We start from the raw sequence: 15,162 nt of genomic DNA, 5'->3' as shown, positions 1-15,162 counted from the left end.
GGCCGTCGTGTTCGACTTCCTGCAGGGGTACGACCTGCTCGGAGCCTTCTGGGTGACGGTGCAGCTCACCGTCTACTCGGCGATCGGCTCCCTCGTCTGGGGGACGCTCCTTGCCGCCATGCGCGTCAGTCCCGTCCCCCTCATGCGGGGCTTCGGCACCGTCTACGTCAACGTCGTCCGCAACATCCCCCTCACCGTCATCATCGTCTTCACCTCCCTCGGCCTCTTCCAGACCCTCGGCGTCAGCATGGGCGCCGACCGCTTCACCACCATCAACTTCCGGCTCGCGGTCCTCGGCCTCACCGCGTACACCAGCGCTTTCGTCTGCGAGGCGATCCGCTCCGGCATCAACACCGTCCCCCTCGGCCAGGTCGAGGCCGCCCGCGCCATCGGGCTCGGCTTCCCCCAGATCCTGCGCCTGATCGTGCTCCCCCAGGCCTTCCGCTCCGTCGTGGGACCGCTGGCCAACGTCCTCATCGCCCTCACCAAGAACACCACGGTGGCCGCCGCCATCGGCGTCGCCGAAGCCGCCCTGCTCATGCGCGAGATGATCGAGAACGAAGCCCAGCTGATCCTGGTCTCCGCGATCTTCGCCGTCGGCTTCATCTGCCTCACCCTCCCCACCGGCCTCATCCTCGGCTGGGTGGCCAAGAAGGTGGCGGTGAAACGGTGAAGGACCGGCCCACCGTCCTCTACGACGTCCCCGGACCCCGGGCCCGGCGGCGCAACCTCCTGTGGACCCTCCTGTTCCTGATCACGCTCGCCGCCGTGGTCTGGTGGGTCGTGGTGAGCCTCGCCGACAAGAACCAGCTCGAATGGGCCAAGTGGGAGCCCTTCTTCACCGACACCCGCGTGTGGGAGACGTACATCCTGCCCGCCCTGAAGAACACCGTCGTCGCCGCCGCGCTCGCCATGGTGATCGCCCTCCCCCTCGGCGCCCTCCTCGGCGTCCTCCGCCTCTCCGACCACCGCGCCGTACGCGCCACGGCCGGCACCGTCGTCGAACTCTTCCGGGCCATCCCCGTCCTGATCCTGATGCTCTTCGCCAACGCCGCCTACTCCGAGTTCACCGACATCAGCCCGGACACCCGCCCCCTGTACGCCGTCGTCACCGGACTCGTGCTCTACAACGCCTCCGTCCTCGCCGAGGTCGTCCGCGCCGGCATCCTCGCCCTCCCCGCCGGCCAGACCGACGCGGCGAAGGCCATCGGCATGCGCAAGGGCCAGACCATGGCGTACGTGCTCCTCCCGCAGTCGGTCACCGCCATGCTGCCCGCGCTCGTCAGCCAGCTCGTCGTCATCGTCAAGGACACCGCGCTCGGCGGCGCCATGCTCGGCTTCTCCGAACTCCTCGCCTCGGCCCGCCCGCTCAGCGCCAACTACGGGGCCAACACCATCGCCTGCTTCACCGTCGTCGCCGTGATCTTCGTCGTCCTCAACTTCGCCCTCACCACCTTCGCCTCCTGGCTCGAACGACGGCTGCGGCGCGGCAAGAGGTCCACGGGCGCGGTGGTCGGAGCCGGGGCGGTCGAGGAACTCGCGACCCCGGGCGAACACCTGGACGGCCACGGCACACCCCCCGGCCCCCGCTGAGCCCGCGCCGCCCGCCCGGCCCCCACCGAGGCCACGGCACACCGCCCGACACCCGCCGAGGCTGCGCCGCCCGGGTGAAGACACCCATCCGGACGCCGGTGCGCGCCGAAGTACCCGTCATGGAAGCCACAAGCACCGCACGGGACGCGGAGCACGAGCCCACCCGTACCGACCGTCTCCTCGCCGCGCTCGGCGGCCTCGTCGCCGCGTACGTGTCACTCGCCGTCGCTGAGCTCGTCGCCTCCCGCGTACGACCCGAGGCCGGGCCCGTCCTCGCCATCGGCGACGCCGTCGTCGACCGGACCCCGGCGGCCCTCAAGGACTGGGCGATCCGCACCTTCGGCGAGAGCGACAAGGCCGTCCTCCTGCTCGGCATCCTGGTCGTCCTGGCCTTCCTCGCCCTCGGGATCGGGCTGCTCGCGCTCCGCCACCGGCTGCTCGGCGCCGCGGCCGTCGCCGTCTTCGGCGTCATCGGCGCCCTCGGAGCGGTCACCCGCCCCGACTCGGACTCCGCCCTCGACGCCGTCCCGTCCCTCGTCGGGGCCGCCGCCGGAGCGGTCCTGCTGTACCTCCTGACCGGCCTCCTCCGCACCCCGAGGGCCGGAGCCGCCCGCACGGACCGGCGGCGCTTCCTGATCGCCGCCGCCTCCACCGGACTCGCCGCGACCGGCGCCGCCGCCCTCGGCAGGACGGTCGCCTCACCCGCGGAGGAGGACGCCGTCGCCTCCCGCGCGGCCGTACGCCTGCCCCGCCCGGCCTCCCCGGCACCGCCCGTCCCCGCCGGAGCGCAGCTCCGGATCCCCGGCATCAGCCCCTTCGTCACCCCCAACCGCGACTTCTACCGCGTCGACACCGCGCTCGTCGTCCCCAAGGTCGACGCCGGCCGCTGGCGGCTGCGCCTCCACGGCAGCGGCGTGCGCGAGGAGCTCACCCTCACCCTGAAGGACCTCATGGCCCGCAGGACCGTGGAGCGCGACATCACCCTCGCCTGCGTCTCCAACGAGGTCGGCGGCCCCTACGTCGGCAACGCCCGCTGGCTCGGTGTGTCCCTCGCCGACCTCCTCCGCGAGGCCGGTGTCCGCCCGCCGTCCGAGGGCGGGCCCGCCGACCAGCTCGTCGCCCGCTCCGTCGACGGCATGACGATCGGCACACCCGTCGAGGAGATCATGGACGGACGTGACGCCCTCCTCGCCTTCGGGATGAACGGCGAACCCCTGCCCTTCACCCACGGCTTCCCCGTCCGCATGCTCGTCCCCGGCCTCTACGGGTACGTCTCCGCCTGCAAGTGGATCGAGTCGATCGAGCTCACCACCTTCGACGCCTACGACGCCTACTGGGTCCCGCGCGGCTGGGCCGCCCGGGCCCCCGTGAAGACCCAGTCCCGCATCGACACCCCCCGCCCCTTCGGCCGCCCCGCCGCCGGCACCGTCATGGTCGCCGGGGTCGCCTGGGCGCAGCACCGGGGCGTCCGGCGCGTCGAGGTACGGATCGACGAAGGACCCTGGCAGGACACCCGGCTCGCCGCCGAGGACAGCCGCGACACCTGGCGCCAGTGGACGTACCCCTGGACCGGCACCCCCGGCCGGCACACCCTCACCGTCCGCGCCACCGACGGCACCGGCGCCACCCAGCCCGAACGGCGCACCGGCACGATGCCCGACGGGGCGCAGGGATGGCACTCGGTGCTCGTCACGGTCGAGGGTGCGTAACGAACCGGTCCCGTACGCCCGTTCGCGTTCCCTCATGAGGGAGACTGCTCCCGTGCGTGGACATCTGCCGGACGAGAACCCCGGTTTCGTGGGACGCCGCACGGAACTGGAGCGCGTGTCCGCCGCCCTGGCGGAGCACCGCCTCGTCACCGTGACCGGCGTCGGGGGAGTCGGGAAGACCCGGCTCGCGCTGCGCGCCGCGCACCGCGCCGCCGACCGGTACCCGGACGGTGCCTGGTGGACCGACCTCACCCCGCTCGACGGCGACCGGCTCCTCGTCGCCCTCGTCGCCGACTCCGTCGACCTCTCCGACCACACCCCCGGCATGGCGACCACCGGCCTCTGCCGCCGGCTCGCCGACGACCGGCTGCTGCTCGTCCTCGACTCCTGCGAGCACCTGGCCGAACCCTGCGCCCGCCTGGTCACCGAGCTCCTCGCCGCCGCCCCGGGGCTCACCGTCCTCGCCACGAGCCGGTCCCCCCTCGGTGTCGAAGGGGAGCGGGTCGTCGCCCTCGACCCGCTGCCGCCCACCGGACGCGACGCCCTCGAACTGCTCCGGCGGGCCGCCGGGGAGGAGTTCCCCGCCGCCGGTCCCGCCGGCGAGATCTGCGTACGCCTCGAAGGCATCCCGCTCGCCCTGGAACTGGCCGCCGCGCAGATCCGCCTCCAGGGAGCCGAGGCCGTCCGGGACCAGCTCGGCACCCGCTTCGACGCGCCGCCGGGAGCCCGCTTCGACCTGCTCGCCCACCCCGAACGCGTGTGGCCGAGCCGCCACCAGACCCTGCGCGCGGCCATCGGCTGGAGCCACGAGCTGAGCGCACCGCTCGAACGCCTCCTCTGGGCCCGTCTCTCCGTCTTCCGGGGCCCCTTCGACCTCGCGTCGGCGACCGCCGTCTGCGTCGGCGGCCCGCTGAGCCGGGAGACCCTGCCCGACGCGCTCGCCGGGCTCGTCCGCGCCTCCGTGGTCCGCCCGCGGGACGCCGGCGGACGACACCGGATGCTCGACACGATCCGCGCGTACGGGGCGACCTGGCTGGACCGGACCGGCGAGACCGGAACCGTCGCCGACCGGCACGCCGCCCACTTCCGGGGCCTGGCACGCCGGGCGGAGACCGAATGGCACGGCGCCCGCCAGTTGGGCTGGTACAGGGCGGTCGACACCCACCACACCGACCTGCGCACCGCCCTCGACCGACTCCTTCGCACCGACCCCGACGCCGCCCTCGACCTCGTCGGCTCGGTCGCCTTCGCCTGGTCCTGCCGGGGCCGCCTGCGCGAGGCCCGCGACGGCCTCGAACAGGCCCTGCTCCTCAGCGAGGCCCGCGGCCGCGTCAGGGCCCGCGCGCTGTGGGCGCTCGGCGTCACCCTCGTCCTCCAGGGCGAGTTCGGGCCCGCCCAGGAGGTCAGCGAGCGCTGCGCCCGCGAGGCCCGGTACGCGGAACACACCGAGGGCACGGAGCACGAGGCCCGGTACGCGGAACACGCGGGGCGCGAGGAGAGTGCTCCGCCCGGGAACGGCCGGGACCGCCGTCCCGGTGACCTGACCCTCGACGCCGCCGCCCTCGCCGGGCTCCTCGCCCTGACCACCGGCCGGCCGACGGCCGCGTACGTCGTCGTCGGCCACGTCCTCGACGCCGTCCGGGGCGGCCCCGCCGACTCCGCCGCCCGGCTCCGCTGCCACCTCGTCCGGGTCTTCGCCCTCACCGGCCTCGGGCGGCTCGCCGAGGCCCGCGAGCGGGCGCTCGCCCTGCGCACCCTGTGCGAGGAACTCGACGAGCACTGGACCCGGACCGCCCTGGAGTACCAGCTCGCCCTCACCGGCCTCCTGGAGGGAGACCCGGCCACCGCCGCGGGCCACGCCCGAGCCATGCTCGAAGGCACCCGCCGCCTCGGCGCGAGCCTCGGCGTGGCCCTCGGGCTCGACGTCCTCGCCACCGCCCTCGCGGCGGCCGGTGACGGCGAGCGCGCGGCCGACGTCTCCGGCACGGGCGAGGCCTACTGGCGCTCCACCGGCCAGCCCCGGCGCGGACTGCCGGGACTGCGGGCCCTGCGCGAGAAGTACACGGACACCGTCCGCGCGACGATCGGCGAACCGGCGTACGAGGAGATCTTCGTCCGTGCCCTCAGCGGCCTCCCTCAGGACGGTCTCGACCGGGCGCTGCGCGTACCCCGGCAGGCCTGAGCCAGGGACCGGGCGCCCCGAAGTGCCCGGCCCGGGGCACGGGCGCACCATGAGGGCATGGACGGTTCCCCGATCCCGCTGACCGCCGTCAGCGCACCAGGACGCGTGGCGGATCCGGACGAGGGCCTCACCGCGCAGGAGCTCGCCCTCGCCGCCCGCAACCACGGACTTCCCCTGGAGGCGCTGCGGTACGACGTCACCCCGCCCGGACTCCACTACGTCCTGGTGCACTACGACATCCCCGCGACGGACGCGGACGGCTGGCGACTCACCGTCGGCGGGCGGGTGCGCCGACCGCTGGACCTGGATCTGGACGCGCTCCGCGCCCGGCCCTCCGTGACCCACCGGGTCACCCTGGAGTGCGCGGGGAACGGCAGGGCCCGGCTCACGCCCCGTCCGGTCAGCCAGCCCTGGCTGGTCGAGGCCGTCGGCACCGCCGACTGGACCGGCGTCCCCCTCGCGGCGCTGCTCGCCGAGGCGGGGATCGCCGACGACGCCGTCGAGGCGGTGTTCACGGGCGCCGACCACGGGGTGGAGCGGGGCGTCGAACAGGACTACCGGCGGAGCCTTCCCCTGACGACGGCCGCCGACCCGGCCCGGGACGTCCTCGTCGCGTACGGGATGAACGGGGCGCCCCTGCCTCCGCAGCACGGCAGCCCGCTCCGGCTCGTCGTCCCCGGCTGGTACGGCATGGCCCAGGTGAAGTGGCTCCACGACATCACGCTGACCGCCGCCCCGTACACCGGCTTCCAGCAGAGCGTGGCCTACCGCGTCCGGCAGACGGCGGAGGAGCCGGGGGAGCCGGTCACCCTCATCGCGCCCCGGGCCCTGATGGTGCCGCCCGGCTTCCCCGACTTCATGTCCAGGACCCGGGTCGTCCGACCCGGGCCCGTCCCGCTCACCGGGCGCGCCTGGTCGGGCCACGGCCCGGTCGCCCGCGTGGAGGTCGGCGAGGCCGGCGGGGACGGCGGGGCGGTCTGGACCGAGGCCGAACTCGTCCGGGACCCCGCGCACCCCTGGGCCTGGACCGCCTGGCGCACCACCTGGACCGCGACGCCCGGCCTGCGGCGTCTGACCGTGCGGGCCACGGACGCGGCCGGCAACGTCCAGCCGACCGCCGCCCCGTGGAACCGCGGCGGCTTCGCCAACAACCTCGTCCAGCACGTCGAGGTCCTCTGCACCCCGGAGCCGCCGGAGACGCCCGAGCCGTAGGCGGGCCGGGCGGTCTCGGCCGGAGACCGGGGCAGGAGGCCAGGTCAGGTGGTACGGGGCAGGGCGACGGCGCGGCCCCCCGGTGCGTAGAGTCGACCCCGTAGCCCCTGCCGTCGTACGGCCCGGTACAGCGCCGGGCCACCGCCGGCCCCACACCGACGAGGAGACCTCCGTGACCGACCCGGCGTCCACCGCCCTCCAGCAGCAGATCGCCCGGGACCTCCAGGTCTCCGAGACCTTCGACCCGCGGGCCGAGATCGAGCGCCGGGTGGCCTTCCTCACCGAGCGGCTCACCTCCACCGGTCTGCGTTCCCTCGTGCTCGGCATCAGCGGCGGCGTCGACTCCACGACCGCCGGCCGGCTCTGCCAGCTCGCGGTGGAGCGGGCCCGTGCCGCCGGCCACGACGCCACCTTCTACGCGATGCGCCTGCCGTACGGCGTCCAGGCCGACGAGGGGGACGCGCAGACCGCCCTCGGCTTCATCCGCGCCGACCAGGTCCTCACCGTGGACGTCAAGGCGGCGAGCGACGCGGCCCTCGACGCCTGCCTCGCCGGCGGGGTGACCTTCCGCGACGCCCACCACCAGGACTTCGTGCAGGGCAACATCAAGGCGCGCCAGCGGATGATCGCCCAGTACGCGGTCGCCGGAGCGCACGACGGTCTCGTCGTCGGCACCGACCACGCCGCCGAGGCCGTCTCCGGCTTCTTCACCAAGTTCGGCGACGGCGCCGCCGACGTCGTCCCGCTCACCGGCCTCACCAAGCGGCGTGTCCGCGCGGTCGCCGCCGAGCTCGGCGCCCCGGGCGAGCTGGTGTGGAAGACCCCCACGGCCGACCTGGAGACCCTGGACCCGGGCAAGCCCGACGAGGACGCGCTCGGCGTCACGTACGACGACATCGACGACTTCCTGGAGGGGAAGCCGGTCGGCGAGGCAGCCTTCGCCTCGATCGTGCGCCGCTACGAGCTCACCGAGCACAAGCGACAGCTGCCGATCGCCCCCTGAGCGACCCGGGGAGGGAGAGCCGTCGGGCGGCGGGCTCCGGACGGTCGGCGGATCCTGGAAGGGGTGCCTCGGAACAGGCCCCCGGAAGGGAGCACGTCATGTTCGGCGAAACCTCGGCATTCAGCGGCTTCTCGGTCGACGACCTCGACGCCGCCCGGCGCTTCTACGGCGAGACCCTCGGCCTGAAGGCGGAGGAGGCGGGGGAGGGGGACATGCGGATGCTCTTCCTCACCCTGGCCGGCGGCGCCCGGGTCTTCGTCTACCCCAAGGAGGACCACACCCCCGCCACGTTCACGATCCTCAACTTCGAGGTCGACGACATCGACGGGGCCGTCGACGAGCTGACCGGGCGCGGAGTGACCATGGAGCGCTACCCCGACTTCGAGGCCGACGAGAAGGGCATCATGCGGGGCGGGGGCGGACCGGCGATCGCCTGGTTCACGGACCCGGCGGGCAACGTCCTGTCGGTACTCCAGACCGACGGCTGACCGACCCGAACGGACCGGTCCGGGTGCGCGGCAGCCGGCTGACCCTCGGCTCCGCCGGGTTCACCGAGAGTGACCTCCCGGCCCAGATGTACGCCCTGCTGCTCGAAGAGGCCGGACACCGTACGAAGATCCTCACCGTCACCAACCGCGAGCTGTACGAACCCGCCCTGGAGCGGGGCCGGATCGATGTCGTACCGGAGTACGCGGCGACCTTCGGCGACTGGCTGAACGCCAAGGTCAACGGGCCCGACGCGCCGACCGCCGGCTCGCCCGACCCGGTCGCGACCATGACCGCGCTCCGCGCGCTCGCGGGCCCGCGCGGGCTCACCGTCCTCGACGCCGGCCGGGCCGTCGACCAGAACGCCTTCGCCGTGACCGCGGCCTTCGCCGCCGAGCACCGGCTGAAGACCCTCGGCGACCTCGGCGCCACCGGTCTCCCCGTCCGGCTCGCGGCCGGCGACGAGTGCGTCCGGAGGCCGTACCGCGCCCCCGGCCCGAGGAAGGTCTACGGCATCGACGTGACGGCCGTCGACCCCAAGGGCGTCGGCACCACCCCGGCCGAACAGGCCGTCCGGAACGGCCAGGACCGGCTGGTGCTCACCACGACCACCGACGCCACGCTCGACGAGTTCGGCCTCGTCCTGCTCGCCGACGACCGGCGCCTGCAGAACGCCGACCACATCGTCCCCGTGGTGAACCGCGCCCGCGCCGGCGGCGAGTCCGTCACCCGTGCGCTCGCACGCCTCGACACCGCCCTGACGGCGGCCGATCCGACGCACCTCAACGAACAGGTGGACAGCCGGCGCCGGCTTCCGGAGGACGTGGCACGGAACCACCTCACGGACGGGGGACCCGTCAGGAAGTGACAGGGGCTCCGCCCGATCCGTACGGCGTCTCCGCCGTGTGATCCACTGTCCTCGCGGGGGCGTACCGAACAGGAGCAGGAACAGCGTGACCACCTACCGGCAGCCGGGACTCGTCCTCACCGACCACCGCTTCCCCGTCCCCCTCGACCACTCCCGCCCCGACGGCGAGCGGATCGAGGTCTTCGGCCGCGAGGTCGTCGCGAGCGACAGAGCCGGAGCGGACCGCGAGCGGCTCCCCTGGCTGGTCTACCTGGAGGGCGGGCCCGGCTTCGGCGCCCGTCGCTTCATCGGCCCGCAGGCCTGGCTCGGCCGGGCCGTCAAGGAGTTCCGGGTCCTCCTCCTCGACCAGCGCGGCACCGGCCGCTCCACCCCCGCCAACCGCCAGACGCTGCCGCTCCGCGGCACCCCGGCCGAGCAGGCCGGCTACCTCACCCACTTCCGCGCCGACTCCATCGTCAAGGACTGCGAGCTGATCAGACGCCGGCTCACCGGCGGTGCCCCCTGGACCGTCCTCGGCCAGAGCTTCGGCGGCTTCTGCGCCACCCACTACCTCTCCACCGCCCCCGAAGGCCTGGAGCGGGTCCTGATCACCGGCGGCCTGCCCTCCCTGTACGCCACCGCCGACGAGGTCTACCGCGCCGCCTACCCCCGTATCCGGCGCAAGAACGAGGCCCACTTCGCCCGCTACCCGCAGGACGCCGAACGGGCCCGCGCCATCGCCGCCCACCTCGTCGACCACGAGGTCACCCTCCCCGGCGGCGGCCTGCTCACCCCCGAGGCCTTCCAGTCCCTCGGCATCCTCCTCGGCTCCGGCGACGGCACCCATCAGCTCCACCACCTCCTGGAAGGCGCCTTCGTCCCCACCCCCGGCGGCCCCGCGCTCGCCGACGCCTTCCTCGAACAGGTCCAGGCCCAGCTGTCGTACGCCGGACACCCGCTGTACGCCGTGCTCCACGAGGCCATCTACGCCCAGGGGGAGGGGCCCACCGACTGGGCCGCCGAACGCGTCCGCGCCGAGTACCCCGAGTTCGACGCCCGCGCCGCGCTCGCCGACGGCCGTCCGTTCCTCTTCACCGGAGAGACCGTCCACCCCTGGCACTTCACCACCGACCCCGCCCTCCGCCCGCTCCGCGAGACCGCGGAACTGCTCGCCGCCCGCGCCGACTGGGCCCCGCTCTACGACCCCGAACGCCTTGCCGCCAACCGGGTCCCGGTCGCCGCCGCCGTCTACCACGACGACATGTACGTCGACACCGCCCACTCCCTCGACACCGCGCGTACCGTCCGCGGGCTGCGGACCTGGGTGACCGACGAGTTCGAGCACGACGGGGTACGGGCCGGCGGGCCGCGCGTCCTCGACCGGCTGCTGGCGCTCGCCCGGGACGAGATCTGATCACTTCCGCATAGGATGCGGCGCGCCACGGAGGAGCGGACGAGGGGGCCCGGATGACGGCACGCGAGACACCGGCGTCCGGCCGGGAGCTGAAGTTCCGGGCCCTCATGGCCGAGCTGCGGCGCGGCATCCTCGACGGCACCTGGCCGCCCGGCAGCAAACTCCCCACCGAACGCGCCCTCGCCACCGAGACGGGCCTGTCGGTGACCACCGTCCGCCGCGCCTACGAGGACCTCGTCGCCCTCGGCCTCGTCGAACGCCGGCAGGGCGTGGGAACCTTCGCCGCCCACCGCCCCGAACGGGACGCCACGAGCCGGAGGATCGTCGGCGTCCTCGTCCCCGACACCACGTTCTACTATCCGCGCGTCCTCCAGGGCATCGAGAAGGAACTCGCGTCGGCCGGCGCCCGGCTCGTCCTCGCCTGCTCCCACTACGACCCCGCCGAAGAGGACGCGGCCGTCGAACGCCTCCTCTCGGCGGGTGTCCACGGACTCCTCCTGGTCCCCAGCCTGCACACCGCCACCGACCCCGGACGGCGCGCCGAGGAACTCCTCGCCCTGCCCGTTCCCGCCGTCCTCGTCGAGCGCCGGCTCACCGCCCACGGCCCCGGCGACCCCACCGAGCACGTCTGCACCGACCACGAGGGCGGCGCCTACGACGCCGTACGCCATCTGCGCGCCCTCGGCCACGAACGCCTCGGACTCGTCGTCCGCACCGACGCGCCCACCACCGCGCCCATCGAGTCCGGCTTCGCCCGCGCCCTCACCGACCTCGGGCTGCCCGGCGCCCCGGCGTACCAACGGGACGTGATGGCCCGCTGGGGCCCCGCCCGCGCCGACCGGGCCCTCGGTGCGCTGCGGGACGCCGGAGTCACCGCCGCGCTCTGCTTCGGTGACCGGGAGGCCGCGCTGATGCTCGGAGCGGCCCGCCGCGCCGGACTCCGCGTCCCGGACGACCTCGCCCTGATCAGCTACGACAACGAGTTCGCCGACGTCGCCGAGACCCCGCTGACGGCCGTCTCGCCGCCCAAGTACCAGCTCGGCAGGCTCGCCGCGGAGATCCTGCTCCGGCGTCTCACCGAGGGCGAGGCCGCCCCGCTGCACCAGGTGCAGCTGCGCCCCCGGCTCGTCGTCCGGGCCTCCTGCGGCGGCGGAGGCGTCACCGGAGGCGCGCGAAAGCCCAGGGGATGAGCACCCGGGACGAAGTGGGGCCCACCGACGCCCTGTTCGCCACGCTTGCGCGTGCCCGGCGGCTCGCGGTCGCCCTCGCTCGCGGCCCGGCGCGGCCTCGACCCCGACCGGCCCGGAACGTCTCACGTTCGGTGATCCTTTCCGGAGCGTTTCGCCCGACGGCTCCGGAGGCGGCCCGTATCCTGCGATCATGACCGGAACCGATGCCACGAACCTCGCCGAGATGCCCGACGACTGGCAGCGCGCCCTCGCCGTCGTCGCCCACCCCGACGACCTGGAGTACGGCTGCGCGGCCGCCGTCGCCGCCTGGACGGACGCCGGAAAGGAGGTCGTCTACGTCCTCGCCACCCGGGGCGAGGCCGGTATCGACACCCTCGCCCCGGACGTCTGCGCCCCGCTGCGCGAGCGGGAACAGCGGGAGAGCGCCGCCGTCGTCGGCGTGGACACGGTCGAGTTCCTCGACCACCGGGACGGAGTGATCGAGTACGGGCTCGGGCTGCGGCGCGACATCGCCGCCGCGATCCGCCGCCACCGCCCGGAGCTCGTCGTCACCCTCAACCACCGCGACACCTGGGGCGCCGGCCCCGGCGCCCTCTGGAACACCCCCGACCACCTGGCCGTCGGCCGCGCCACCCTCGACGCGGCGGCCGACGCCGGGAACCGCTGGATCTTCCCCGAGCTCACCGACCAGGGCCTGGACCCCTGGACCGGCGTCCGCTGGGTGGCGGTCGCGGGCTCCAGCGCTCCCACCCACGCGGTCGACGCGACCCCGGGCCTGGACCGCGCGATCCGCTCGCTCCTCTGCCACCGCGCCTACATCGAGGCACTGACGGACGAGGACCCGGAGTCGTACGTCCGCGACTTCCTCACCATGACGACGAGCCAGGCGTCCGCCCGTTTCGGCGACCGCCCGGCGGTGACGTTCGAACTCTTCGGGCGCTGACGAGCAGGGCCCCGTCAGCCCATCGGCGCCGGCTTCAGTACCGCGAAGGTCGCACCGGAGGGGTCCGCGAGCCAGGCGATGCGGCCGACGTCCGGGACGTCGGCCGGGGGCATCAGGACCGAGCCGCCGTTGCCCCGGGTGGAGTCGGTGATCGCGTCGGCGTCCTCGACCGCGAAGTACGGGATCCAGCGCGGGGTCTCGCTCGCGTCCTGGAGTTCGGCGGCGCCGCCGAACGAGGCGTCCTCCTGGTCGCCCTCGGCGGTGGAGACGACCCGGTACGTCATGCCGGGGGCCTCCATCTCCGACCACCGCCAGTCGAACAGGGCCCGGTAGAAGTCGAGGACGGACCCCGGGTCGGCGACGTGCAGCTCCACCCAGACGAGGGTGTTGGCCGACGACGTCCGTTGCAGGCCCTGGACGCTGCCCGGCTGCCAGATCGCGAACTGGGCGCCGCCCGGGTCGGTGAGCGCGGCCATGCGGCCCGCGTCCATGACGTCGAAGGAGCCGAGGCGCACGGTCCCGCCCGCGGCCTCGGCGGCCTTCTGGGTGGCGTCCGCGTCCGGTGTCTGGAAGTACACGGTCCAGGCGCTGTGCGCGCCCTCCTCCGTGAGCGGGCCCAGCGCGGCGACCGTCCGGCCGTCCTGCTGGAAGAAGCCGTAGCCCCCGGCGTCGGGCCCCGCCGAACGGAACTCCCAGCCGAACACGGCGCCGTAGAACGCGGCCGCCGCCCCGGTGTCGGGGCTGCCGAGATCGAGCCAGTTGGGAGAACCCTTGGTGAACTGCGTACCGAGCATGGGAGGTGTCCCGTCCTTCCGTCGTCCGTGGAGGGGGCCGTCGGGCGGTTCCGCCGTCCGTGCCGTCGGTCTCCTGAGCCGCCGGTCCGCGCGGCTTCCGGTCACCGTGACCGATCCTCGCCCCTCGGTTCCCGCGGCGCAGCCCCAACCGCCCGGGTTCATCCGACCGGCCGACCGGCCGCCCTCGCCTCCAGATCGGCGAGGACCAGCTCGCCGTTGAGCGCGACACCGGCCCGGTAGCCCCGGCTCACCGCGTTGACCACCTGCTCCTGCGGCCCGGTCACGTTCCCGGCCGCCCACGCGCCGGGCACGCTCGTCCGGCCCGTCTCGTCCACCACCACGAACTCCCCGAACGGCGTGGCGCGCAGTTCCGCGCCCAGCTGCCGCAGCACCCCGTCGCGGGCCACCAGCCGCGAAGCCCCGGCGAAGACGATCGAGCGGTCCACGGTCCGGCCGTCGGCGAGCCGCACCCCGGTCAGTCGGTCGTCCTCCACCACGAGCCCCGCCACCTCGCCCCTCTCGACGCGGACGCCCGCCGCGTCGAGCAGGGCCGCGTCGTGCTCCGACAGCTCACCGGCGGTGTGGAGGAACAGGATCACGTCCTTGGACCAGTGCGCCACCATGAGCGCCTGGTGCGCGGGCATCGCCGGGTGGGCGATCACCCCGAAGGCCCGGTCGCGGACCTCCCAGCCGTGGCAGTACGGGCAGTGCAGCACGTCCCGCCCCCACCGCTCGGCGAGACCGTCGATCGCGGGGAGTTCGTCGACGAGCCCGGTGGCGACGACGAGCCGTCGCGCGCCGACCGTCTCCCCGTCCGCCAGGGTGAGGGCGAAGCCGCCCCGCCCGTCCGGCGTCGCACCCGTCACCTCGCCGGCCCGCCGGTCGACCCCGTACCCGGCGATCTCGGTCCGTCCGGCCGCCAGGTACTCCGCCGGGCTCATCCCGTCCCGGGACAGGACGCCGTGCATGTGCGCGGCGGGTGCGTTGCGCGGCTCGCCGGCGTCGACGACCAGGGTCCGGCGCAGTGACCGGCCCAGGACGAGGGCGGCGCTGAGTCCGGCCGCGCCCCCGCCGACCACCACCGCCTCGTACGCGTACGTCTCATCGGTATGTGTGTTCATGCGGCGAGCGTCACCCGGATCCTGGCGAAACGGCAAGCGGACTTGCTGTTTCTGCAACACTGGACGTATGACCGAAGACGACCGCATCGACGCCGTGCTCAACGAGGTCGGTCCCCGGCTCCGCCGGGTCCGCCGCGACCGCGGGGTGACCCTGGCCGAGCTCTCCGCCGCCACCGGAATCTCCGTGAGCACCCTCTCCCGCCTCGAGTCGGGGCAGCGCAAGCCCAGCCTCGAACTGCTCCTGCCGCTCGCCCGCGCCCATCAGGTCCCGCTCGACGAGCTGGTCGGCGCGCCGGCGACGGGCGACCCCCGGGTCCGGGCCAAGCCGATCGTGCGGCACGGCCGCACGATGTTCCCGCTGACCCGGCAGCCCGGCGGCCTCCAGGCGTACAAGGTGATCCAGGAGAGGACGACGGAGCCGCCGGAGCCGCGCGTCCACGAGGGCTACGAATGGCTGTACGTGCTCTCGGGAAGGCTCCGGCTCGTCCTCGGCGAGCACGACGTGGTCCTCACGGCCGGGGAGGCGGCCGAGTTCGACACCCGCGTCCCGCACTGGTTCGGGCCGATGGACGACGCGCCGGTGGAGTTCCTGAGCCTCTTCGGCCCGCAGGGGGAGCGGATGCACGTCCGGGCGCGCCCGAAGAAGTCCGGCTGACCCATTCCCCCGG

Annotated in this window: 14 protein-coding genes; 12 read left to right on the top strand and 2 right to left on the bottom strand. The window is 74.3% G+C overall.

Annotated features, from left to right (window positions below):
• The first annotated feature begins 7 nt into the window (after positions 1–7).
• From ACFWUY_RS18950 to ACFWUY_RS18900, 11 genes are all read left to right on the top strand, one after another.
• Complete coding sequence (locus ACFWUY_RS18950; RefSeq protein WP_384109085.1) at positions 8–673, top strand: amino acid ABC transporter permease; 666 nt, start codon at positions 8–10, stop codon at positions 671–673.
• Entirely contained in the window at positions 670–1,593 is a 924-nt protein-coding gene (locus tag ACFWUY_RS18945) for an amino acid ABC transporter permease (protein WP_384109082.1), read from the top strand. Before ACFWUY_RS18950 ends, ACFWUY_RS18945 begins: the two co-directional genes overlap by 4 nt.
• Positions 1,594–1,712: 119 nt before the next feature.
• On the top strand, positions 1,713–3,302 hold the full coding sequence (locus ACFWUY_RS18940; RefSeq protein ID WP_384109079.1) for a molybdopterin-dependent oxidoreductase: 1,590 nt from the start codon (positions 1,713–1,715) through the stop codon (positions 3,300–3,302).
• A 34-nt stretch (positions 3,303–3,336) separates the two neighbouring features.
• Entirely contained in the window at positions 3,337–5,484 is a 2,148-nt protein-coding gene (locus tag ACFWUY_RS18935; RefSeq protein WP_384109077.1) for an ATP-binding protein, read from the top strand.
• Positions 5,485–5,541: 57 nt separating this feature from the next.
• Complete coding sequence (locus tag ACFWUY_RS18930; RefSeq protein WP_384109074.1) at positions 5,542–6,696, top strand: sulfite oxidase; 1,155 nt, start codon at positions 5,542–5,544, stop codon at positions 6,694–6,696.
• A 172-nt stretch (positions 6,697–6,868) separates the two neighbouring features.
• Positions 6,869–7,699 carry an ammonia-dependent NAD(+) synthetase gene (gene nadE / locus ACFWUY_RS18925; RefSeq protein WP_384109071.1) on the top strand — a complete coding sequence of 277 codons (831 nt, stop codon included), beginning with the start codon at positions 6,869–6,871 and terminating at the stop codon, positions 7,697–7,699.
• A gap of 98 nt (positions 7,700–7,797) precedes the next feature.
• Complete coding sequence (locus ACFWUY_RS18920) at positions 7,798–8,187, top strand: VOC family protein (protein ID WP_384109069.1); 390 nt, start codon at positions 7,798–7,800, stop codon at positions 8,185–8,187.
• Positions 8,133–9,053, top strand: a complete 921-nt coding sequence (locus ACFWUY_RS18915; RefSeq protein ID WP_384109226.1) for a glycine betaine ABC transporter substrate-binding protein — start codon at positions 8,133–8,135, stop codon at positions 9,051–9,053. Before ACFWUY_RS18920 ends, ACFWUY_RS18915 begins: the two co-directional genes overlap by 55 nt.
• 85 nt (positions 9,054–9,138) lie before the next feature.
• Entirely contained in the window at positions 9,139–10,446 is a 1,308-nt protein-coding gene (locus ACFWUY_RS18910) for an alpha/beta fold hydrolase (protein WP_384109066.1), read from the top strand.
• Positions 10,447–10,499: 53 nt separating this feature from the next.
• Complete coding sequence (locus tag ACFWUY_RS18905; protein ID WP_384109063.1) at positions 10,500–11,636, top strand: GntR family transcriptional regulator; 1,137 nt, start codon at positions 10,500–10,502, stop codon at positions 11,634–11,636.
• Between the two features lie 190 nt (positions 11,637–11,826).
• A complete protein-coding gene (locus ACFWUY_RS18900; RefSeq protein WP_384109059.1) occupies positions 11,827–12,579 on the top strand; it encodes a PIG-L deacetylase family protein in 753 nt (250 codons plus the stop codon).
• A 14-nt stretch (positions 12,580–12,593) separates the two neighbouring features.
• Here the strand turns inward: ACFWUY_RS18900 and ACFWUY_RS18895 are convergent, their stop codons facing one another.
• Together ACFWUY_RS18895 and ACFWUY_RS18890 are read right to left on the bottom strand one after the other, a co-directional pair.
• Positions 12,594–13,373 carry a VOC family protein gene (locus ACFWUY_RS18895; RefSeq protein WP_384109056.1) on the bottom strand — a complete coding sequence of 260 codons (780 nt, stop codon included), beginning with the start codon at positions 13,371–13,373 and terminating at the stop codon, positions 12,594–12,596.
• A gap of 158 nt (positions 13,374–13,531) precedes the next feature.
• Positions 13,532–14,494, bottom strand: a complete 963-nt coding sequence (locus tag ACFWUY_RS18890; RefSeq protein WP_384109053.1) for an NAD(P)/FAD-dependent oxidoreductase — start codon at positions 14,492–14,494, stop codon at positions 13,532–13,534.
• Positions 14,495–14,561: 67 nt separating this feature from the next.
• Here ACFWUY_RS18890 and ACFWUY_RS18885 point away from each other — a divergent pair, with 67 nt between their 5' ends.
• Positions 14,562–15,149, top strand: coding sequence for a helix-turn-helix domain-containing protein (locus ACFWUY_RS18885; protein WP_384109050.1), 588 nt, complete (start codon positions 14,562–14,564; stop codon positions 15,147–15,149).
• Positions 15,150–15,162: the final 13 nt, after the last annotated feature.

This window comes from Streptomyces sp. NPDC058664 (genome assembly GCF_042716635.1).
GTDB lineage: Bacteria > Actinomycetota > Actinomycetes > Streptomycetales > Streptomycetaceae > Streptomyces.
Note: the sequence above shows the minus strand (reverse complement) of the source record. Positions and strands in the feature narration are given on the sequence as shown.